At 67.2% G+C, this 21,166-nt stretch carries 20 protein-coding genes; 4 read left to right on the top strand and 16 right to left on the bottom strand.

Annotation, left to right across the window (positions count from 1 at the left end; all coding sequences use genetic code 11):
* Positions 1–5: 5 nt before the first annotated feature.
* Positions 6–884, bottom strand: a complete 879-nt coding sequence (locus F0U60_RS47555; RefSeq protein WP_395810602.1) for a class I SAM-dependent methyltransferase — start codon at positions 882–884, stop codon at positions 6–8.
* Between the two features lie 89 nt (positions 885–973).
* On the bottom strand, positions 974–1,672 hold the full coding sequence (locus F0U60_RS47550) for a TetR/AcrR family transcriptional regulator C-terminal domain-containing protein (protein ID WP_395810600.1): 699 nt from the start codon (positions 1,670–1,672) through the stop codon (positions 974–976).
* A gap of 198 nt (positions 1,673–1,870) precedes the next feature.
* Between F0U60_RS47550 and F0U60_RS47545 the strand changes: the two genes are divergently transcribed.
* A complete protein-coding gene (locus F0U60_RS47545; protein WP_395810598.1) occupies positions 1,871–2,416 on the top strand; it encodes an ester cyclase in 546 nt (181 codons plus the stop codon).
* A 34-nt stretch (positions 2,417–2,450) separates the two neighbouring features.
* Here F0U60_RS47545 and F0U60_RS47540 read toward each other — a convergent pair whose 3' ends face one another.
* Positions 2,451–3,164 (bottom strand): TetR/AcrR family transcriptional regulator, encoded by a 714-nt coding sequence (locus tag F0U60_RS47540; protein WP_395810596.1) that lies wholly within the window; start codon positions 3,162–3,164, stop codon positions 2,451–2,453.
* A 128-nt stretch (positions 3,165–3,292) separates the two neighbouring features.
* Between F0U60_RS47540 and F0U60_RS47535 the strand changes: the two genes are divergently transcribed.
* Together F0U60_RS47535 and F0U60_RS47530 are read left to right on the top strand one after the other, a co-directional pair.
* Positions 3,293–4,672 carry a cytochrome P450 gene (locus F0U60_RS47535; RefSeq protein ID WP_395810594.1) on the top strand — a complete coding sequence of 460 codons (1,380 nt, stop codon included), beginning with the start codon at positions 3,293–3,295 and terminating at the stop codon, positions 4,670–4,672.
* Between the two features lie 115 nt (positions 4,673–4,787).
* Entirely contained in the window at positions 4,788–6,200 is a 1,413-nt protein-coding gene (locus tag F0U60_RS47530; RefSeq protein ID WP_395810592.1) for an MFS transporter, read from the top strand.
* 67 nt (positions 6,201–6,267) lie between these two features.
* On the opposite strand, the gene F0U60_RS47525 is transcribed toward F0U60_RS47530, so the two are convergent.
* From F0U60_RS47525 to F0U60_RS47510, 4 genes are all read right to left on the bottom strand, one after another.
* Positions 6,268–7,005, bottom strand: coding sequence for a 2OG-Fe dioxygenase family protein (locus F0U60_RS47525; protein WP_395825756.1), 738 nt, complete (start codon positions 7,003–7,005; stop codon positions 6,268–6,270).
* An 82-nt stretch (positions 7,006–7,087) separates the two neighbouring features.
* Positions 7,088–7,528: an EVE domain-containing protein gene (locus F0U60_RS47520; RefSeq protein WP_395810590.1), complete on the bottom strand. Its 441-nt coding sequence runs from the start codon at positions 7,526–7,528 to the stop codon at positions 7,088–7,090.
* Positions 7,525–7,869 carry an antibiotic biosynthesis monooxygenase family protein gene (locus tag F0U60_RS47515; RefSeq protein WP_395810588.1) on the bottom strand — a complete coding sequence of 115 codons (345 nt, stop codon included), beginning with the start codon at positions 7,867–7,869 and terminating at the stop codon, positions 7,525–7,527. Before F0U60_RS47515 ends, F0U60_RS47520 begins: the two co-directional genes overlap by 4 nt.
* Before the next feature lie 36 nt (positions 7,870–7,905).
* Positions 7,906–8,412: a MarR family winged helix-turn-helix transcriptional regulator gene (locus F0U60_RS47510; RefSeq protein ID WP_395810586.1), complete on the bottom strand. Its 507-nt coding sequence runs from the start codon at positions 8,410–8,412 to the stop codon at positions 7,906–7,908.
* Positions 8,413–8,563: 151 nt separating this feature from the next.
* Here F0U60_RS47510 and F0U60_RS47505 point away from each other — a divergent pair, with 151 nt between their 5' ends.
* Complete coding sequence (locus F0U60_RS47505) at positions 8,564–8,773, top strand: nitroreductase family protein (protein ID WP_395810584.1); 210 nt, start codon at positions 8,564–8,566, stop codon at positions 8,771–8,773.
* Positions 8,774–8,866: 93 nt separating this feature from the next.
* On the opposite strand, the gene F0U60_RS47500 is transcribed toward F0U60_RS47505, so the two are convergent.
* From F0U60_RS47500 to F0U60_RS47460, 9 genes are all read right to left on the bottom strand, one after another.
* On the bottom strand, positions 8,867–9,343 hold the full coding sequence (locus F0U60_RS47500) for a hypothetical protein (protein WP_395810582.1): 477 nt from the start codon (positions 9,341–9,343) through the stop codon (positions 8,867–8,869).
* 225 nt (positions 9,344–9,568) lie between these two features.
* Positions 9,569–10,774, bottom strand: a complete 1,206-nt coding sequence (locus F0U60_RS47495; protein WP_395810580.1) for a nitrate/nitrite transporter — start codon at positions 10,772–10,774, stop codon at positions 9,569–9,571.
* Positions 10,758–11,600 carry a uroporphyrinogen-III synthase gene (locus tag F0U60_RS47490; RefSeq protein ID WP_395810578.1) on the bottom strand — a complete coding sequence of 281 codons (843 nt, stop codon included), beginning with the start codon at positions 11,598–11,600 and terminating at the stop codon, positions 10,758–10,760. The genes F0U60_RS47495 and F0U60_RS47490 overlap by 17 nt, the downstream gene beginning before the upstream one ends.
* Entirely contained in the window at positions 11,597–11,917 is a 321-nt protein-coding gene (locus tag F0U60_RS47485) for a Rieske (2Fe-2S) protein (RefSeq protein WP_395810576.1), read from the bottom strand. Before F0U60_RS47485 ends, F0U60_RS47490 begins: the two co-directional genes overlap by 4 nt.
* Positions 11,918–11,944: 27 nt before the next feature.
* Positions 11,945–14,419, bottom strand: coding sequence for a nitrite reductase large subunit NirB (nirB, locus tag F0U60_RS47480; protein WP_395810574.1), 2,475 nt, complete (start codon positions 14,417–14,419; stop codon positions 11,945–11,947).
* An 84-nt stretch (positions 14,420–14,503) separates the two neighbouring features.
* The gene (gene tnpC / locus F0U60_RS47475) at positions 14,504–15,988 is read right to left on the bottom strand and encodes an IS66 family transposase (RefSeq protein ID WP_395810572.1); all 1,485 of its coding nucleotides are present in this window, start codon (positions 15,986–15,988) and stop codon (positions 14,504–14,506) included.
* 32 nt (positions 15,989–16,020) lie between these two features.
* Positions 16,021–18,159 carry a molybdopterin oxidoreductase family protein gene (locus F0U60_RS47470; RefSeq protein WP_395810570.1) on the bottom strand — a complete coding sequence of 713 codons (2,139 nt, stop codon included), beginning with the start codon at positions 18,157–18,159 and terminating at the stop codon, positions 16,021–16,023.
* A 373-nt stretch (positions 18,160–18,532) separates the two neighbouring features.
* Positions 18,533–20,149, bottom strand: coding sequence for a hypothetical protein (locus F0U60_RS47465; RefSeq protein ID WP_395810568.1), 1,617 nt, complete (start codon positions 20,147–20,149; stop codon positions 18,533–18,535).
* Complete coding sequence (locus F0U60_RS47460) at positions 20,146–20,835, bottom strand: hypothetical protein (RefSeq protein ID WP_395810566.1); 690 nt, start codon at positions 20,833–20,835, stop codon at positions 20,146–20,148. The genes F0U60_RS47465 and F0U60_RS47460 overlap by 4 nt, the downstream gene beginning before the upstream one ends.
* Positions 20,836–21,166: the final 331 nt, after the last annotated feature.

The raw sequence follows: 21,166 nt of genomic DNA, 5'->3' as shown, positions 1-21,166 counted from the left end.
CGGCGTCAGTCCAGACGCAGCTCCCAGAGGATGCGGCTCCGGCGCAGGAGGTCGAGTTGCTCCGGGGTCGTGCCGACGCGCTCCGCGGAGGAGAGCGCGAAGGAGCCGTCGATCTGCGGACGGGGCGTGACGCGGAAGCCCAGCTTCGAAAAGAAGTCCTTCACCTCGTCCACGTGGGTGAAGGACGCGTCGCGCAGGTTGCTGTGGGTAGAGCGCGCGATCGACGAGAAGATTCGTGCGAAGTGGGGATGGGTCCAGCGCTGCCGTGAGCCATCGTCGTTCACCTCGAAGTCCGGGGTCAGCCAGACTCCGCCGTGGCGCTTCAGGAGCCCGGCGATCAGCAGGGCCGCCGCCCGCTTCTCGTCTCGGGTGAAGTATTGGAGCAGCCCCTCGTGAATCACGGCCACCGGTTCGCCCGGGACGAGGTGCTGCTCCAGGACGGCGGCGTCGCTTGGTGCCACCGCGTTCAAGGGGGCGAAGAGCACGTGCTCCTGGACCGGGAGCACACCGTCCCGCCGCAACTCGTTGCGCAGGCGCAGCCGGGTTTCGTGCATCTCGGGGAGGTCTGTTTCGATATAGCGGAGGAGCGTGGTGCGGTTCATGGCGTCGCCACGGAACGAGAAGCCGCTGCCCAGTTCCACGACCTGCTTGACGCCAGAGGCCTTGAGGGCCGTCTCCAGGCACTTGTAGCGGGCTTCGAGCGTCGGTGCCATCCAGCTCAGCAGCTCGGGAGCGGGGGAGTCTCCGTCCAACATTCTCCGCACCAGCTCCGCGGAACCCATGCGCGTGGCGATTTCCTCGGCGAAGGGAATGTCGGAATGGCGCCGCATCTCGGCGACCAACACGGCCGTGGGGCTGATGTTGTCATAATTGCGGAGGCTCATCTCGTTTTCCTCGGTTGCGCCTGGTTTGTCGCCGCCCGATAGGCCGGTCACGGTTGGAGTGCAAGCGTGTTTTGCGCGTTCAGCGGGAGTCAGTCCCGCCGGGGCAACCGCTTGCGCGTTCGGAGGCGCTGTTCGAGTGCGGCCACCAGCAAGTCCATGCCGAAGTCGAACTCCTCCTCGTGATTGCACGCGGCCAGGTGGGGCGCGGCCCTGGCCACGTGGGGGAGACCGGAATTCTCGAGTTCCTCCCGGCGCTCCACCAGGTCCCCAAGGTTCTGGCCGCTGAAGGTCGGCCCGGAGGACACCTCGCGCAGAAGTGCTCCGACCAGGAAGGCGAGGACGGTCCTCAGGGCATGGACGGCCTCCTCCGGTGGAAAACCAGCCGCATGCAGGATTCCGAGCACTGACTCCGTGCCCACGAGGCCCTTGAAGGACGCGAGCTGGCGTGTGAGCACCAGCGGGGCCGCCCGGGGGTGCTGGGCCGCCGTGCGGCGGAAGGCCGCCGCGAGCGCGCGGACGTCCCGCTGCCAGTGACCGGTCGGTTCGGGCAGGTCGATGCGTCCCAGGAACAGCTCCGCGATTCCGTCGAGGACCGCATCCTTGTTGGCGACATGGTTGTAGAGGCTCATCGCGTCCACGCCGAGCTCCGTGGCGAGACTCCGCATGCTCAGCGCCTCGGTCCCGCCACGGTCCACGAGCATCAAGGCCGCCTCGAGGACCTTCTCCCTCGTGAGCCGTGGGCCACCCCTCGGTCGTCCGCGCGGGGGCGCCGCGCCGTCCGGACCCATTTTCGATCCACTCCTGCCGGAACGCTTCATGACATTGACAATACCTACATTGTAGAATTATCTCCAATCTACAGCGTAGGTAAACACGGGATGTGCTCCATGGCGCTCGAGTGGCGGAGGTCCGATGTCGCGGACATGTCATCACCGGGGCTGACCGCACCGTCCCTTGAAGTCTTCCCCCAAAGAAAAGAGGCACGCGTGCTCACCGAGCAAGTCCGCAAGGCACGGCAGAAGCTGGTGTTGAACCACTTCCACGACGAGGTGAAGCAGGACTGGGATGCAGTCCTGTCGACCTTCCCTCACCCCCATTACGAGCTGATCCCCACCCTGACGGTGCACGACGGCGACAGCGGTGTGCGCGGGTACTACCGCGAGACTCGCATCGCGTTTCCGGACCAGCACCACGAGATCATCGCGCTGCGGCACAGCGACGACGCCGTCATCGTCGAATTCTGGTTGATGGGCACCCACCTGGGGCCACTGGGCCAGATTCCTCCCACCGGCAATAAATTCCGGGTGCGCGTGACGGCGTACTTCATCTTCGACGAGACCGAGACGCTTGTCTGCGAGCGCGTCTACTTCGACACGCTCAGCATCCTCAAGCAGCTCGTCGGCGGCCTCGACATGAAGAATCCGAAGAACTGGCTCCTCGCCGTCCGATGCCTCAAGGGTCTCCTGGCGATGTCCAGCGACAAGCCGGCCCCCTCCCTGACCGAGACCACCCCGCCCACCTTCACCGACTGACTCCAGCGCCTCCGAGGACGTTCGCGGTGCGCGCCTACCTGCGTCCCTGGCGAGAGCGCCGGGGCGGTGAGCGTCTCACAGGGCCGCGCCCACCCGCGGGCTCCTCGAACAGGTTCGGGCCGAGCAACTCGAGGCACTCGGCGAGAACCTCGCCCGGGTCGCGCTTCTTCCCCGCGGACAACGGCTGCTCCAGCGCGAGGCGTCCCGCGGTGGCCAGGACGGCGCCGGCCAGGCGCGCCCGCTGCGAGTCCCGGGAAATACCCATCCACTCGGCGGCGACGTGCGCGAGAGCGACCTCCGCGTCGGTGAGGATCTGCAGCCACACCGCGCGGAGACTCTCCGTCTCGTTCAGCACGGAGAGGAGGTTCTCCCAGTTCATGGCGTTCTCCTCCGCGAGGCTCCGGCTGAGCGCCTCCACCAGCGCCTCTTGCAGGGTCTTGCCGCGGGGGGCGGCGCGCAGGTCGGCGACGATGCGCGCGAGCCCCATGTCGACGGCCGGGCGGATGGCGTCCTCCTTCCGGGGGAAGTAACGGTAGAAGGTCCGCTCGGAGAGGCCCGCGTGGGCCGCGAGCTCCTTGACGGAGAAGTCGCTGGTGCGCTCCCGCAGGAACAGGCCGATGACGGCGCGCGAGGCCTCGAGCACCGCCTGGTCGCGCCCCTCGCGCGGGACGAGGGTGAGGGGCGGAGGCTCCCGGTCCGCACCTGCGGCCAGTCGTTCCTGGGGTTGACGGCGCACTTTCTGGGGCATAGCGCGAAACCTAACAAGTCGTGGCAGGAACTGTCACACCCTGACGCAGGTGGCGGTTTCTGCCAGTCCTGTGGCATAAACTGCCACGAGAGCCAGAGGCCTTTGCATGGCCTGAGAATCCCACGACCATGAATCCAGCACTCGCCATCGACACGCCTCGTCCCCTCAACGAGTACACCCCCACCACCCTCGAGATGCTCAAGGCGGTCCGGCGGGAGGGGTTCCTCGGCTGGATGTTGAACACCTGGCGCCAGCAGGGGGATCTGTTCCGCATCCGGATGGGCTCGCAGTCGTTCGTGTTGGTGACCCACCCGGACCACGTGCGCGACATCAATGTCACGCGCCGTGAGCGCTACGACAAGGGCGAGAGCTATGACGTCCTGCGCGAGCTGCTGCTCGGCAATGGCATCGTCACCGCCACCGGGGATGACTGGCGCCGGCAGCGCAAGCTCATGGCGCCGTTCTTCACCCCTCGCGGCGTGGAGAAGTTCTACCCCATCTTCCTCTCCGACACGCAGCAGCTCATGGAGCGCTGGCGGTCCCGCCACCTGGGCTCCGGCCGCCCTGTCGAGATGCTCGACGAGATGATGCTGGTCACCGCCTCCGTCATCCTCCACTCGGTCTTCAGCACCGAGTCGGACGAGGCCGTGCTGCGCATCAAGGACTCGATCGAGACGATGCTCACCCACATCTCGGACATGCGGGTGCGCCCCGTCCGTGTGCCCCAGTGGGTGCCCACCCCCGGGAACCTGCGGTTCCGCCGGGCCCAGAAGCTCGTGACGGACTACATCCGCGAGCTCATCGCGCGGCGCCGGGCCCTTCCCACCGAGCAGTGGCCGGACGACCTGCTGACGAAGCTGATGACGACGAAGGACGAGGAGACGGGGATGCTCATGGCGGAGCAGCTCCTCATCGACAACGGCCTGACCATGTTCGCCGCCGGGCATGAGACCACGGCGCGGACGCTCTCGTTCTTGTGGTACGCGCTGTCCCAGAACCCGGAGGTGGAGCGGCGGCTGCACGCCGAGCTGGACTCGGTGCTGGGCGACGCGCCTCCGACGCTCAACGACTTGAAGCGGCTGCCCTATACCCTCCAGGTCGTGAAGGAGGTCCTCCGGCTCTATCCGGCCGCGCCGATGTACGCCCGTGACGCCGTGGCCGATGACGAGCTCGATGGGGTGCGCATCCCGGCCGGCACGAGGATGATTATCTTCACCTACGGCACCCACCGGCACCCGGCGTTCTGGGACGAGCCGGAGCGCTTCGATCCCGACCGCTGGTTGCCCGAGCGCGAGGCGGCACGCCATTCATATGCCTACCACCCGTTCGCCATCGGACCGCGCATCTGCCTGGGCAATAATTTCTCCCTGCTCGAGACACACGTGATGACGGCGATGCTCGCACGCCGCTTCAAGCTGCGCCTGAAGCCCGGCCACGTGCCGCGGATCGACATGTCCGGCACCCTTGGATCGCGCAACGGCTTGCCGATGCTGATTGAAGCGCGGTGAGCCCCTGTTCATGGGCTTCCGGACATCACCTGCCCGTGGGCCCGGGTGTGAGGCCGCCAACGCCAGCCCCGCGCGGGCATGGCGAACGGACGCGTGACGGGACAGGGTGGTGCGCATGGCCCTCGCGCCGGAGACCGTCAGCTATTCGAGTGGCCGAGGCCGTGGCGTGCTGCTCGCCAGCGTGCTCGGCAGCAGCATGGCGTTCCTCGACTCCACCGCCGTCAACGTGGCCCTCCATGCGCTCGGCGAGGAACTGGGCACCGGACTGTCCGGCCTGCAGTGGACCGTGGATGCCTATCTGCTCACCCTGGGCGCGCTCGTCCTCACGGGGGGCGCGCTCGGGGATGCCTTCGGCCAGCGGCGCATCTTCCTTGCCGGGCTCGGCGCCTTCGCCGCCACGTCCGTGCTGTGTGGCGTCGCCACGAGCGTGGGCCTGCTCGCCGCCGCCCGCGCCGCTCAGGGTCTCGGCGCCGCGCTCCTCGTCCCCACCAGCCTCGCCCTGCTGCGCACCTCCTTCTCCGAGCAGGACCGGGATCGCGCCGTCGCCGCCTGGGCCGGGCTCTCCGGTGTCAGCACCGCCGTGGGGCCCCTGCTCGGAGGATGGCTCATCGGCGTCTGGTCCTGGCGCGCCGTCTTCTTCCTCAACCTTCCCCTCGCCGTGCTTGCCGCCCTGGCCGGCCGCCGCTTCGTCCCCGACATCGCCCCCAGCCGCTCCGTGCGCGAGCTCGACTACGGCGGAGCACTGAGCGTCACACTCGGGCTCGGGGGCATCGTCTTCGCCCTCATCGAAGGCCCCGTGCATGGGTGGTCCACACTCTCTGTTGCCTCGGGCCTCGGGGGCCTCTTCGCGCTCGGGCTCTTCGTCCTCCTCCAGGCGCGCGGCGCGCATCCCATGCTGCCGCTCGGACTCTTCCGCTCCCGCACCTTCTCCGGCGCCAATCTCACCACGCTCACCGTCTACTTCGCGCTCGGGGGCGCCATCTTCTTCGTCGTGCTCGCGCTCCAGCAGGAGGTGGGCTACTCGCCGCTGGAGGCCGGCGCGTCGCTGCTGCCCATCACGGCGCTGATGCTCCTGCTGTCGCCCTCCGTGGGCGGACTCGCCCAGCGCGTGGGCTCGCGCCTGCCCATGCTCGTCGGGCCGCTCGTCTGCGCGGTGGGGCTCGCCCTGTTCACCCGCATCGAGCACGGGGGCAGCTACGTGGGCTCCGTGCTCCCGGGAGCGGTGGGACTGGGGCTGGGGCTCGCGCTCACCGTGGGGCCTCTCACCGCCACCGTGCTCGACAGCGTCGCCGGGAGCCAGGCGGGCATCGCCTCGGGATTCAACAACGCGGTGGCGCGCATCGCGGGACTGCTCGCCGTGGCACTGCTGCCCGGCGTGAGCGGGCTGGCGGGCCAGTCTGGGACGGACTTCCTGGCGGGCGTGCATCGCGCGCTGTGGCTCTGCGCCGCGCTGTGCGTGGTGGGGGGAGTGTGCTCCTGGCTGTTCATCCCCGGCGGGAATCGCGGGGACGCGACGAAGCCCGGGTGAGCGTCCCGCCATCCGGACGAGCATGGCCTTGGCCTCTCCAGGTCCGAGAGGGTAGCGCCTCACTGCGTCACGGGGCAGGGGGGCCCTGGAACCCCTTCGCGCGGAACGTCAGGACCAGCGTGTCCCGGTGTCCCCGGCCGGCCAGCGGCTGGATGGGCGTACTCTCGTGGATCACCCGCTCGTCATCGAGCAGCAGCGCCGACCACGGCTCGGTGAGGGTGAAGCGGATGCCGTGCGGGCCGGCAGCCTCGAACACGCGCGTCTCGCCGCCCTTGATGTTCTCGCGCCCGACGAGCAGCACGGCGACGAAGTCCACGCCGTCGCGGTGTGCTCCCTCGGGGGTCGGCCGGCCGATCCCGTCCGTCGTGTCGATGCGGAACTGGTGCGCCTCGATGAACCATGGCCGCTGCCCCTTCAGCGCGGAGCAGCACGCGGCGAGCCCACGCAGCAATCGCGGCCAGACCGGCTGGGCGACGACGGCGGGCGTCATCGGTTCGAACCAGCGCTCCAGTCCGCCGTGCAGCGCGTTGTATTCGACGGGCTGCCAGTGCGCGCGGTGCGGCACCGGACGGACCTCTTCGCCCTCGACGACGAAGCACGAGTGGCGGCGTGTGCGATAGCGGCCTCCGTCGCGCAGGTAGGTGTCGGGTGGCAGGCTGTCCCAGGTCGGACGCAGGGCATCGAGTGCGGCGGCCGGGGTATCCACCAGCTCGCACAGGCCCGTGCGGTTGAGGACGGCGTAGCCGCGGTCTCGCAGGACGGCGGTAACCTCGGAGGGTGGTGTGATGGGCGGCGAGAGGCTCATGGGCGCGGTGGGGACGTGGTGATTCGGTTCATCGTCCCGCATTCGAACCATCGCCGGGCGGCGCCTGCTTGGAAAGAGCCTCTTACAGGTGGAGCTGCTCTTCACCCAGCATCTCCTGGGAGAGCTGCCGGAAGTCCTGCTCGGGTAGCTCGAAGTGGCCACGGCGGAAGATGTAGCCCCAGCGCCGCACGTCCTCGATGAAGCTCAACCGCCCGAGCCACGGGCGGATGGGCACCTCGCGGCACGGGAGGAAGGCCACCGCCCGACGGAAGGGCTTGAAGCCTCCACCCAGGTCCACTTGCTCCACCGGTGCCTCCTCCACGCGACCGATGGCCGTGAAGGCCTGGCAGGGCTCCTCGCCCTCGAAGTGCCTCCGCGGCGAGTAGTAGATGACCCAATCCCCTGGCGCCATGCGGCGCAGCGGCGCGGCCTTCCCGTGGCAGGCCTGAGCGAAGCCCCCCTCCACGCCCGTGCGCACATGGTCGCACGAGGCCACCGCCACCCAGTAGCGCGGCTTTCTCACGGAGCCTTCCGCGCGTGCACGGAGACCACCTCGTAGAGGTGCGGCTCGTACTTCTGGACCAGTGCCGCCGCGGCCCGCATGTGGTGCTGCGCCTCCGGGTTGCGGAGCATGGCCTCGAAGTGCTCGCGGCTCGCCCACTGTGCGTAGTTGGCCACGTGAGTGCCCTCCAGACCCCGGTGGATGTTTGCCGAGACGAAGCCCGGCAGGTGCCGCATCACCCGCTCCGTCGCGTCCTCCAGCAGCTTCACCAGCTCCGCCTGCCGCTCGGGCTCCACGGTGAAGACGTTGATGAGGGTGCACAGCCCACTTCCGGGCTCGATGCTCGTGGTGATCACTTCCATGTGGTTAGCCTCCTAATCATCAGGTCAAAAAAAGACTCAGGGGTCCCGGACGTGGGGAATTCCAGCAGCGACCTTCGCGAGCAGTCTGGTGAGGTGCTGGCGCTCCTCGGTGGACAGTCCCGCCATGAGCGCGGTTGTGCGGCGGTAGTGGTCCGGGAGGACTCCCTCCAGCCGCTGGCGCCCCTTGGCCGACAGCCGCACCAACGACATGCGCCCATCCTCCGCGTGCGCCCTGCGTAGGACGAGGCCCTCCTTCTCCAGCCCATCCAGCAGGCCCGTTATCGTGGCGCGCGTCACTCCCGTGCGCTCGGCCAGCTCCGCCGGGCGCAGCTCGTCTTCCCGCTGCAACGTCATGAGGACGATGAAGCGCGCCTGCGACAGGCCATGCCGCGCAAAGTGCGTCCCGTAGGCGGCCTCCACGTCCCCCGAGACACGCAGCAGGACGAGGCACGTCTCCACGGCCGACACATCCGACCCCGGGTAGCGCTCCGCGTCCTTTTGGAGGGCCGCGTGCTCCGGGAGCTGTTTCAATTCGAGCGCCATCTGATTAGGAGCCTAACGACATGGACGCTCGCGAGCAACGGAAAACACGGGGCTCCGCGACCGCTCGCCTCGGTCCTGACGCACATCCTGGTGCGAGGCCGTGTCGCCGTCCCGTGCCAGGTAGCGCTCGAGCAAGGTCACCAATTCCTCGATGAAAAGGGAGCTCTCCAGAAGTTCGACGGCGCGCGGATTCGACACGTGTCCGATGGAGGGTTTTGACGCCTTCAAGGTGGGACGGCTCCTGGGCCTTCCCCGAGGCAGCATGATCTCCTTGGTGATCGCCATCGGGCACCGCCGCGCCGATGCCCTCGTCGAACCGAGGCTGCGCCGCCCGTTCGACGAGGCCGTCGTCGTTCACTGACGCGGGAATGCGTATCAACGAAGTGTGCGGCAGGGCCTGAGCCTGTTGGCCCCAAGACGAGAGAGCTACCTTCTCCGGTTCAGACGTTCTCCGTCACTTGCAGGCGCGCCAAGGGGAGTTCTCCAGGGCCCCCTGCTCCGTCCAGTACACCGTGCTGTAGCGAGCCGTGGAGAAGGCGCTCAGCAGATTGATGGCCTCCTGGGTGGACAGCGTCTTGTCCTCGATGACCTTCTGCTCGAAGGACTTCGTCACCTCGACAATCCGAGCCGTATCGAGAGGGTTGATCGTCTCGAAGTAGCGCACCAGCCACTGGCCCTCGAGCTCCGTCAGCTTTCCGCTCGCCACTCGCTGCTGGATGACCGCGTCGACCTCTTCCTGGCTGCCCTTCGCGGCGAAGTCGAGCGCGTCGCTCCAGGCCGCGCTGAGCTCGGGCGCGTCGAGCAGCGCCTTCGGCGCCTGCATCCGGGTCGCCGCGAACTCCCACACGATGGGCTTCAACCGCTCCCGGGGGAAGGGGAAGGGGTTGGGGATGCATCCCCCCGGGCCAATGATGGACACCACGTAGTGCATTCCGCTGCAACATCCGGCACGTGGGGGCGGCCCTCGACGTGTCGAGCAGACAATGATAGACAAACCGCTAGAGCGGGCGGCCAGGGCTTCGGACTCGTCGAGGCATGACAGAGATTGTGACGAGCGTGTCGGCCCCCTGCGCGCCTACCGCGTGCTCGTAGGAGTTTCGGGTCCCCAGGCCCTGCGCCGATGAGGTAGACCTTTCCCTCGTGCATTCCGACCTTCTCAGCTCGTGGTGTGCGCGAGGCCCGCCCACGGAGAGCGCACCCATAGGCGGAATCGCAGGATGACGGCGGCCCCCAGGGAGATGAGCCCAAGGATGAGGAAGCCCCCAGCGAAGGAGCCCGTCTGGGCCCTGATGGTGGCAAGCAGCGTCGGGAGCATGAAACCGCCCAATCCTCCCACCGCTCCGATGATGCCTGTCACTCCCCCGAGCTCTCTCGGGAATCGCAAGGGCACTATCTGGAACACGGCGCCGTTCCCCATGCCGAGGCAGGCCATTGCCACGAGGAGCAGCAACATCATGGCGCTCAGCGACGGGAGCCGGGTGGCGAACTCGTATGTCATACCCACCACCACGAGGATCACGAGCAGCAGCCGCACACCCCCCACCTTGTCCGCCAGGTAGCCGCCCAGAGGACGCGAGGTGCTCCCCAGCAGTGCGACGAGCGCGGTGAGATACCCCGCCGTCACCTGACTCACCCCATACTGGTCCCGAAAGAAGAGTGGCAAGAAGCTACTGAGCCCCACGTATCCACCGAAGGTGATGGAGTAGAAGAGGCAGAACCACCAGACGTCCCCTTTCTTGAGGAGGCTGAGCAGTCCTCTGTCAGCAGGGCGCCTCGCCTGGTCCGGGTTTTCCTTTGCGAGGAGCAGGAACGCGAGGAGCACCAGCGCAAGGGGGAGCATCGCCAGCCCGAAAACCCTGTGCCACCCGAATAGGAGAGCGAGCTTGGGCGCGAAGAGGTTGGTGAGGACCGTCCCGCTGTTTCCGGCGGCGGCGATCCCCATCACCAACCCCTGGCGATGGCGTGGATACCACCGGCTGGCGAGTGGCAGGGCCACCGCGAAGGAGGCTCCGCCCACCCCCAGGAGCAGCCCCACTGCGACAAGCGATGAGAAGCTCCCCCCGGTCTGCCAGCCCAGCGCCAGCGGAAGGAAGAGGAAGCTCAGCAGCGCCACGCCTACCCGCTTGCCACCGAGGTGATCGCTGAGCAGGCCCACGGGAATCCGCGCGAGTGACCCGCTCAAAATGGGCATGGCCACCAGCCACCCCTTCTGCGCCGCGCTCAAGCCTGTCTCCTCCGCCGCGAAGACTCCGAGCGCGCCGAGCAGCACCCACAGCATGAAGCTCAGGTCGAAGTGCATGAAACAGGCGATGAGGGTCGGAAGGTGTCCGCTGGGCGCGTCTGCTTCAGGCTTTGGATTCACGGGACGCTCCTGCTTCGGAAATGAACCGGGCGAGGCTGACGATCATCGCCCCCATCTTCGGGCGCTCCGGCACGACATGGGGTGTCACCCCGGACGCCTCCAACGCACTGGCACACGTCGGGCCAACGGCAGCTACCACGGTGTCGTTCCGCAGCGCGGATATCAGCGCCTCGGCGCGCCCCTGCTCCGAGGCAACCTGGAAGAGGTGCCGCACCTGCACCTGGCTGGTGAAGGCAATCGCCCCCACCCGGCGCTCGATGATTTCCTGGACCAGGGACTGGAGTGGCCCCAGGTCCTCCGGGAGCTTCCATTCATAGAGCAAGGTCTCCTGGATGCGAGCCCTCCGGCCCGCGAGCGCTTGGAGCAAGGGCAGATTGCGCTCGCCATAATGGAGGAGGACCACGCACCGGCCCTCCAGGTCCAGGGGTGCAAGTGCCTCGATGATCGCTTCGGTGGTGTAGGGCTCCTTGACTCGAATGGATGGCTCGAGCCCTTCCTTTCTCAGCGCCGCGTGGGGCTTGGGACCCCGACACACCAGCGTGGCCCGGTGCAGCCGCTCCAGCAGCTCTGACTTGCGCCCGAGTCGCTCCGCCGCTTGGAAGAGCGCTTCCACCCCGACACCCGTCGAAAGAACGACGACGGGCGAAGACTCCTGCACGAGCACGCCGAGCAGCGCCGCGACCTCCTCCTCCCCCGACACGCTCTGCTGCTCGCGCACGGCGGGCACGCAGTGCGGCTCCCCGCCATGGCGGCGCACGAGCGTGGCCAGCTCGTCCGTCATCCGGCCCTCCAGGAGGGCCACTCGCACTCCCTCAAGCCCTTTCACGAGTCCTCCACCTGCAGGAGGAGCTCCCCTCTGTCGCTCAGCTCGACCGGGTATGTCTTGAGTGAGCCACAAGCGTGGCCCATGGCGAGCCCCGTCTTCACGTCGAACTTGTACCCATGCAGGGGGCACACCAATACGTTGCCGCCCAAGAGCCCGTCCGCGAGCGGCCCCCGCTGGTGTGGGCACTCCGCCTGCGTGGCGAAGAACGTTCCGCCCCGGGTACGGAACACCGCCACGGTGCGTCCCCCGACGATGAAGGTCATCCCCTCTCCCAGGGGAACCCGGGTGGCCAGCCCAAGGTTGTACACGACTGACATGGATTGAGCCTGCTCGTGCTGCATTGCTCATGCCTCCGGCTGCGCGACCGAGCCGGACGCTTCAGACTCCGTCGGCAAGGTGCGGGTGAACTGTGAAGGATGATGCGGGCGCACCGCCTCCTCCCAGGGGTCCACGTATGCGTCCACTGCCGCCTGGATTTCCGCATCGAGCCTGGCGGCGAGCTTTTCCTCATCCTCCACGAGGAGGCGGCGGAGCTTGTCGATGCCGACTCGCTCGACGAAGTCATGGGTTCGCTCCAAGTACTTTCCATGCTCCCGGTAGTACTGCATGAACCGTCCCATGAACTTGAGGACGTCCTCGTGAGTGTCCACCACGCAGAGGATGTCGCCCTTGCGCACGCGCGATCCCGCCGCCCCTCCCACAAGGATTTCCCATCGGCCTCCTCCGATGGCAACTGCCCCCAGGTCCTTGGTCGTCGCCTCGGAGCAGTTCCGCGGGCAGCCTGCCGTCGCGAGCTTCATCTTGTGGGGGGACTCGAGGCCCTGGAATCGCTTCTCTATGGCAATGCCGAGCCCGGTGCTATCCCCCAAGCCATAGCGGCAGAAGTCACTGCCTACGCACGTCTTGCAGGTGCGGAAGGATTTGGCATAGGCGTGCCCAGAGGGCATTCCCAGCTCGCGCCAGACCTCGGGCAATTTCTCCTTCGGGATGCCCAGCAGGTCGATACGCTGACCCCCGGTGATCTTCACCATCTTGACATTGTGCCGCTCGGCCACATCGGCGATCTGCCGGAGCTGGGCTGGGGTCGTCACGCCGCCGAAAATGCGGGGAACCACGCTGAAGGTGGCGTCTCGCTGGATGTTGGCATGCACCCGGTCATTGATGAAGCGGGCATCGCGCTCGTCCTCATAGTCCTTGCCCCAGAGCGTCTTGAGGAGGGACGCCAGCCCGGTCTTGCTCGCCACGTCCTCTCGTCCGTCCGCGAGCGCGTCGAACACGGCGGAGACGCTGCGCAGCCCTCGTGCCTTGATTTCCGCCACGAGCTCCGGTTTGGAGAGGGGTACGCCGGGGACATAGTAGTGGACGGAGGGATCCTCGATGGGGGTGTCGCCCACGGCATTCTCGAGCAGCGCCTGGACGTCCTTCTTGCAGGAACCGCAGCCAGTCCCGGCACGTGTCGCATCGCACAGTCTCTTGAGCGTGCGGTGGCCCTTGCTCACGGCCTCGAGGATTTGCTGCTTGGAGACTCCGTTGCAGTTGCACACCTGGGCGGTGTCTGGAAGCTGGAGGACGCTCGGGAGCGCTGCTTCCCCCACGGAGGGGAACAGGAGCTCCGAGCGGCTCTCGGGCACCTGCGTGCCCCGCTCGAACGTATGCAGGAGGTTGGGAGCCGTCGACGTGTCCCCCAGGAGGATGGCCCCTGCCAGGCGTTGGTCGCGGATGATGAGCTTCTTGTAGATGCCCCGCGCCGCATCCACATAGGTGACCTCCTCGTCCTGCTCGCCCGTCACCTCGCGTGTGCCCATGACGGCCAGCTCGATGCCCATCACCTTCAGCTTGGTGGAGACCTGAGAGCCCGTGTAGAGCGCTCGGGGGTTGCGGCCCGACAAGCGGTCGGCGAGCACCTGGGCTTGCTCCCAGAGCGGAGCCACCAGGCCATAGGTGCGCCCGCGGTGCTGAGCGCACTCGCCCAGCGCGTAGATGTCCCGGTCATGAGGCGTGCAGAGGTCGTCTCCGACGACGATGCCCCGCTCCACCAGAAGCCCGGCCTCACGCGCAAGCTCGACATTGGGGCGGATGCCCGCGGAGATGACCACGAGGTCGCAAGCCAGAGAGCCCCCGTCTTCGAAGCGCAGACCGCTGACACGCTCGTTGCCGAGTATCTCCCGGGAGTTCTTCCTCAGGTGGATGTGGAGCCCCATGGCCTCTAGCGAGCGCTGCAGGATGGCGCCCCCCTTGGCATCGAGCTGAAGCTCCATGAGGTGCCCCATCAGGTGAACGACATGGACTTCGAGGCCGAGCTCCAGCAACCCGCGTGCTGCCTCCAGGCCCAGCAACCCCCCGCCGATAACCACCGCCCTCCTCGCCCTGGCGGCATGCTGGGTAATGGCAGTGCAATCATCCAATGTCCGGAAGACGAAGACCCCCTCCTTGTACTGGCCGCTCTCGTTCTTGAGACCGGCGAGGGGTGGCACGAAGGCGTTGCTGCCCGTGGCGATGACGAGCTTGTCATAGTGCTCGGTGATGCCCCCGGCCCCGTGGACGAGCTTCTGGCGGCAATCAATCCGCTCGACACGCACGCCGGCGTGCAGCGTCACGCCTGTCTCCTGGTACCAGGAGAGCGGGTTGATGAAGATGTCCTGCGGGTCATGGGTGCCGGCCAGGACCCCAGAGAGCAGGATGCGGTTGTAATTGCCGTAGGGCTCGTCGCCGAACATGACGATGTCGAAGCGCTCCGCGCCCCCGCGTGCCAGCAACTCCTCAACCAGGCGCGCGCCTGCCATTCCGTTGCCGATGACGACAAGCTTCGCCTTCTTCACGAGGACTGTCCTTTCTTTCGAGAGGGCTGCTCCACACGAACCGCACATAGTACGCGTTCACGCGTTAGCGGATGAAGGAGCTCGTCAAGCAGCAGCATGAAGGGGAGGAAGAGAAGAGGGCAGCAGAGAGGGCGCGCCGTGACCATGCAGCCAGGACTCAACAGCACGAGTGAGGAAGGGGAGAACGGGACGGTTCTGCAACCGCAGTGTGGTCACGGCGGTGAGAATGCGCTCGATGAAGCGGCTGCCTTCGGGGCTCTTGGTGCCGAAGGACACCTTCCGCATACAGACGGCATGGCGCAGCAGCCGCTCCGCATGATTGTTGGTGGCGGGCACGTCCTCGTGGTGCATGAATGTCCATAGCGCCTTGAACTGCCCCAGCAGCTCGCTGGCCGCATGGGCGGCTTTCTCATCCGCGCACTCCCGTGCCTTCTCCAGCAGCTCTCGTACCCGCTGGCGCACTTCGTCCATCCGCCGCACCATGGTGCCGCGCTCGAGGGTGCCGTCGTGCACCCGGCGCAACAGTTGGAAGAGTGTGGCGGTATATTCCAGCAATTGCTTGCCCACCTCGCACGCTCCCCGGCCTCTATCCACCCAACTCCGGAAATTGCGTTGCAGGTGGCTCCAGCACACCTGCCAGCGCTCCACTCCCAACCACCAGTGCGCTCTGGCTCTGTCGGCTACCACCATCCCCTTGAAGCCCTCGCCCAATATCCACTGCGCCACCTTCTTGCTCCGACCCTCGGCGATGAGAAAGACAGCCACCAGGGCCGTTGCCGCCACCCATAGGGCCTTGCGCAGGGGGCCTTCATGCCAGCCTGTGTCATCCAGGTGCACCGGGCCTGTCTGCTTCCGGATGTATTGGCGCGCCTGTTCCACCGGCTCCGCCAGCGCCTGGCTTACCTGCGCCTCCACCTTGGAGATGCTGCCCAGGGCCACCTCCACCCCCAGCACATCTCTCAATAGCCATTGTACCGGCCGCTTGGGCAGGCGGAGCAGGCCTGTCATGTATGCCACCAGGGCCATGAGTCTGGGGCCGAACGTCCCCGTGGGTACTCCCTCGGGCAACTCGCCCTGCGTCCAACGCTGGCACCCGGCGCAATACCCATACACAAGCCGCCATTCGGTGACGTGCGGCTTCACCTCCGGCACCTCCCACACCTGGTGCCTGCTGGCTGGCGGCCCCTCCTCTCTCTCCTCCACCGGCCCTCCACACTTGCTACACGCCCGGGGCAGCACAGGCCTCACCTCATCCACCTGGTCCTCGGGCAGCAACTGTCGCCCGTGCGCCTCGTGCCCTACCTGCCCTCCCGGCCTGCGCCCGCTACCCCGGGGCTTCTTGTTTCGCCGTCGCCTTCCCTCGGGCCCGTCCGTGGACGGCGGCTTGTCGGAATTGCTCGAATCGCGCCCCAGTCTCTCTCTCAACTCGGCAATGGTGGCTCGCAACTCGGCAATGGTGGCTCGTGCCGCAGCCAACTCCCGTCGCAGCTCGGCGATGGTCGCCTGGTCCTCGGCATGCCGCGCTTCCAATTGCGCGATTCGCGCATCCCTGGGGTCTACTTCTCCCATAGGTCTCTACTGCTCAACTTCTCCCGTCCTGTCTACCCCTGATTGTTCGCCTGCTCGTCTACTGCCTCGTCCCTCAACATGCCAGACGCGTGAACGCGTACCGCACATAGCTTGAATTCGGGCATCCGGCTGATGGGGTCCAGCGCTGGGTTGGTGAGACGGTTTACCGCCTGCTCGCCTCCCCAGTGGAATGGGACGAAGACGGTGTCCTCGCGGATGAGCTGGGTCAGGTCGACGGTGAAGCGCGCCGACCCACGCCGCGTGGAGAGCGTCACCTCATCCCCATCCACGAGCCCATACCGCCGGGCAGCCGCCGGGTGCATCTGGGCAATGGCCCTGGGCGCCAGCCTCTCGAGCTCAGGTACACGCCGCGTCTGTGTTCCTGACTGGTATTGGGCCAGCACTCGCCCGGTGGTCAGGTATAGCGGGTAGTCCGAGTCCGGCGTCTCGGAGGCAGGCTGGTGCTGGACCGGATGGAAGCGGGCACGCCCGTTCGGAGTGGCGAACTGCTCGGAGAACAAGCGCGGCGTCCCAGGATGGTCCTCGCTGGGGCAGGGCCAGAAGAGCCCGCCGGACGCCGCGATGCGTTCGTAGGTGACACCCGCGTAGTCAGCCGGGCCGCCGGCACTGGCGCGGCGCAGCTCATCAAAGACCTGGCGTGGCTCGTTGAATTGGAAATGCGACCCTTTGCCAAGCCGCTCAGCAAGCGCACAGAGGATTTCAATGTCCGTGCGGACTCCCGGTGGCGGCTCGAAAGCGCGACGCCGCAGGATGACGCGCCCCTCCAGGTTGGTCATGGTCCCTTCCTCCTCCGCCCACTGGGCGGCCGGGAGGACCACGTCCGCGAGCGCAGCCGTCTCCGAGAGGAAGAAGTCAGCGACCGCCAGGAAATCGAGCGAGCGCAGGCGGGACTCTATCTCGCGCGCGTTGGGGGCGGAGACCACCATGTTCGAGCCGACGACCAGCAGCGCCCGGATGCCGCGCTCCTGGCCGATGGATGCGAGCAGCTCGTACGCCGATAGCCCGGGACCGGGGAGCTCCTCCTCACGGATACCCCAGACAGCCGCGAGGTGACGCCGTGCCGCCGGGTCATCAATCTTCCGGTAGCCGGGGAGCTGATCCGCTTTCTGGCCGTGCTCGCGCCCTCCTTGCCCGTTTCCCTGCCCTGTCATGCAGCCGTACCCGCTAAAGGGCCGACCCACCTTCCCAAGGGCGAGCGCCAGGTTGATGTAGGCGAGCGTATTGTCGACACCGCGAGCCTGCTGCTCGGGGCCTCGGCCGGTCAGGATCATGGCCGTGCGGGCTTTGCCCAACAGGTGCGCTGCCTGGATGAGCTGGGCCTCGGGCACCCCGGTGATGCGCTCGACCCGCTCGGGCCAGTAACCGGCCACGAGCGCCTTGACCCGCTCGAAGCCCTCGGTGCGGGAAGCGATGTACTCGCGGTCGACGAGGCCGTCGCGGACGAGGACGTGCAGCAGCCCATTGACCAGAGCGGTGTCCGAGCCTGGGATGAGGCGCAGGTGCATGGAGCCCGCCTGCGCCGTGGGCGAGCGGCGCGGGTCGACGACGATGAGCTGACCGCCATGGGCGCGTTGTGCCTCGAGGTACTGCATGAAGGGAGGCATGGTCTCGGCCATGTTTCCCCCCGCCAGGAGCACCACCTCGGCGCTGGGAATGTCTTCGAGCGGGAAGGGCAGCCCCCTGTCCAGACCGAACGCCTTGTTCGAGGCTGCCGCGGCCGAGGACATGCAGAAGCGGCCGTTGTAGTCGATGTTCGAAGTGCCGAGTGCGACCCGGGCGAACTTGCCGAGCAGGTAGCCCTTCTCGTTGGTGAGCGCTCCGCTTCCGAAGAGGCCCACCGCGTCCCGACCGTAGCGCTCCTGCGTCTCGCGGAGCCGTGTGGCCACGAGCGCGAGCGCCTCGTCCCAGGTGGAGGGCGCGAGGACACCGCGAGCATTGCGTATCCAGGGGGTCAGAAGACGCTCCGGGTGGCCGAGCACGGAGCCTGCCGTCCATCCCTTGATGCACAACCGCCCTTTGTTGACGGGGAACGCCTCGTTCCCCGCCACGACGACCCGCTCACGGGCGCCCGAGAGCTGGACGCCACACTGGAAGGCGCAGTACGGGCAATGCGTCGCCACACCACCCTGGTTCGCGGGACTCTGAGGCATACGGTCCCGCATTTTTTGCAAACGGGACGCCAGCGTTGACGCAGAGAGTCATCAGGCCAACCCGAGGAGGAAAATCAGAAGTCAAAACAAGGCTTTGACTCTTCGGGCCGGAGCCTTGGGGTACTCCAGGGGCATCGCCGGGCGGGATACAAAACTGTAGGTCCCGGCCTGGGAACAGACAAAAATGTAGGAATCTTGTCTGGCACCAGGAATGCCGAGGCGGCCAAGGCCCACTGCGCTCTTCGGAGCGAGTCTCTCCGAGGTTCCGACAATATTGTAGGCTCAGGGGAGGAGGCCGACATTTTTGTAACCTCGAGGCTGTCGCTCTCGGAGGCAAGCGGATGTCGCCTTTCTAGCAGCAAGGCTCGTACCGTCATGGGGAGACAGGGCAGTCGTACGTCAGCCATCTGCTCCCAGCCGCACCTGCGTTCCCGCCGGGACTCGTGCCTCCGGCCCCACCGGGCCCAAGGTCTTGCTCGGAGAGCGTCGTGGAGGAGACGAAACCGGCATCCGGGCCGCACCACACGCCCACCGACGGGCCTCCGCCACCACCTCCACCCGCGCCGCCCGCGCCGCCACCGCCGCCCTTGCCGCCGCTGCCACCCTGGCCACCCGTGCTGTAGATGGTCTTGCCGATGGGCGTTTGGTTCTCCGAGATGATCTCGAAGCCCCCTGTCCCTCCGGTACCGCCCAAGCCGCCCAAGCCCCCCTCTCCACCCGCGCCGCCGCTGCCACCCGGGCCACCGCCGAGCACGCGCAACTGTGTGCCTTCACCCACTGTCACCCGAGCATCGACCAGGAGCAGCGCGATGGAGGCCCCACCGCCACCGCCACCCTTCCCACCTGTGCCGCCGCAGCCACCACCACCGCCACCGCCACCGCCACCACCGGCTGCGGGAGTGAAAAACGGGTTGTCGCCGTCGCTGCTTCCGCCGCCTCCACCGCCCCCGCCCCCCTCGCCGGGGAGGCCCGAGCCACCAGCGCCACCTTGCTGGCTGGGGCGCCATACTCCAGCCTCCCAATCCAGTGTCCCCAGGCCACTGCCCCCCGCGCCGGAGGGACCCTTGGCGCCCATGGCTCCCGAGAGCCCGTTGCCACCCGGGTAGCCATTGCAATTGCAGGAGTCGACATCCGACCCGCAGATGAAGTCGCCGTTACCGCTGCCCCCCGCCCCGCCTCTCGTATTGGGCTTGCCTGGACTGCCCGCGTTGCCGTCACCGGAGGTCATGCCCGCTCCACCAGCCCCGCCCGAGCGGTCGCTCCCCGCGCAGGCCGTCGTTCCTGCCTGGCCGGCGCTGCCCGGGATGGTGTCATAGGCGTCGCTGCCGTTGCCTCCGTTCGCACCACCCTGGCCCGGAGTCCCGGAGCCTCCGTCCGCGCCCGGCGCCCCGAGGCCCGCTTCCAGCGCGACGTGGCTCAGTTTCACTCCGGAGGACCGCAGCACGCGCAATGCAATGGAGGGCTCACCGGGCGCCACCCCGTTCGCGGAGTGGATGCTCACGGACTCCAGCACGATGCCCGCGTCGGGCAGGTCGCGCACGGTCAACCCCACCGTGCCACCCGCAAGTCGCGAGCGCTGACCTTCCCTGCGCACCCAGTCGTTGACCCCACCATATCCACCACACAGGGACACGGGGACATCCAGGGTGAGTGCGGCCTCGTCGAATGACCCGCTTGCCAGGTAGATGGCCACCTTGTCATGGACCTGGCCACTGCGAAGCCGTTGGAGTGCTTCTCTCAGTGTGCGCAGGGGCACGTCCGGTGAGCCTGAGCTGCCAGGCGCATCACTGCCCTTCACCGGATCCACGAAGAGCCCGGCCTCGGCCACGCCGTTGCAGTGGGAGTCCACCCCGGCTTGTTCGTCCGGCAGGTTCTCCGGGTTGCGTTGGCGCCAGTCCATCAACGCATCATCGAAATCCGCGCAGGCGGAGATGCCGGCGAGCAACACCGCCATACCCAAGATGAATCGCGACTCAATCGAAGCAGTCATTGCCAACTCCCGTGGACGAAGGCCGACGTTCCATCCGTACTCACACCGAGTGCCATGGGCTCGGACGGTCCGCCCAGCAGGTACAGGCCCACCGCGACGCCCAGCCCCACCACTCCCGCCCCCGCGAGTCCCAAGCCCATTGTCTGCAATGTCTTGCCACGCGACGCGCTGGCCCGTGCGTCCTCGTACGTGGCGAGCCTCGGGTCGTCACCGCGCAGCTTCGACAGCTCGCTCCTGGACAGCCCATAGGACACCCCTCCCGCCGCCAGGAGAACTCCACCCGCGACTGCGGGAAGGAGTGCATGCGAGCGCGAGGCAAAGGTCTTCTCTGGCGGTGGTGGCACGCCGGGCTTCGTCTCCCGTTGAGCGATGGCCGCTTCGTACCGTTGCTTCGCCTCGCGCATGTCGCGAACGAGCTCCATTTCCCTCTGCACCTCCGCGCGAACGAACTCGAAGTGCTTTTTCAGCTTGGGAGCCACCTCCACAGGCAGCTTCGCATCCGGCCGGAGAAACAACGCCGCCCTGAATGCGCGGTTGGCCTCATCCATCCGGATCATCTCAGCCAGGATGATGCCCTCGTAGAGCACGAGCGTGACGCTCGCTTCCACGCCAGGCACCATGCGTTTGGCCTGCTCGATCTTCTCCAGCGCGCGCTCGTACTCGAGAGCTTCGTACAGACGATTCACCGAGGCCAGGTTGTCCTCAACGGTCTTGGAGCCCCTGCCGCCCTGCGCATGCACAGCAAGGGGGAGAACAAGTAGCACTGCGAGCAGAGAGGCCGAGAAAGGCTGCCGCCGGGAACTCAAGAGCTGTGCGCCAACGCTGGGTCGCGGTGCGCACGAATGCGGGATTTTCTCGCAACCGCCTGACGGAGGTGCGGCAGGGCGAGGGGCACCTGCGGGTTTCAAGAGTTCAGATGGGCACATCTCCACTCCGTGAGCGAGGCGGCCAGGGCTGTCCCAGGCTTTCGGGCGTAAAAGAGGGACTGGCCCGGCCGGCATCCCAAAAAACATCAGG

The sequence above is a fragment of the Archangium minus genome, assembly GCF_044360475.1.
GTDB lineage: Bacteria > Myxococcota > Myxococcia > Myxococcales > Myxococcaceae > Archangium > Archangium minus.
Note: the sequence above shows the minus strand (reverse complement) of the source record. Positions and strands in the feature narration are given on the sequence as shown.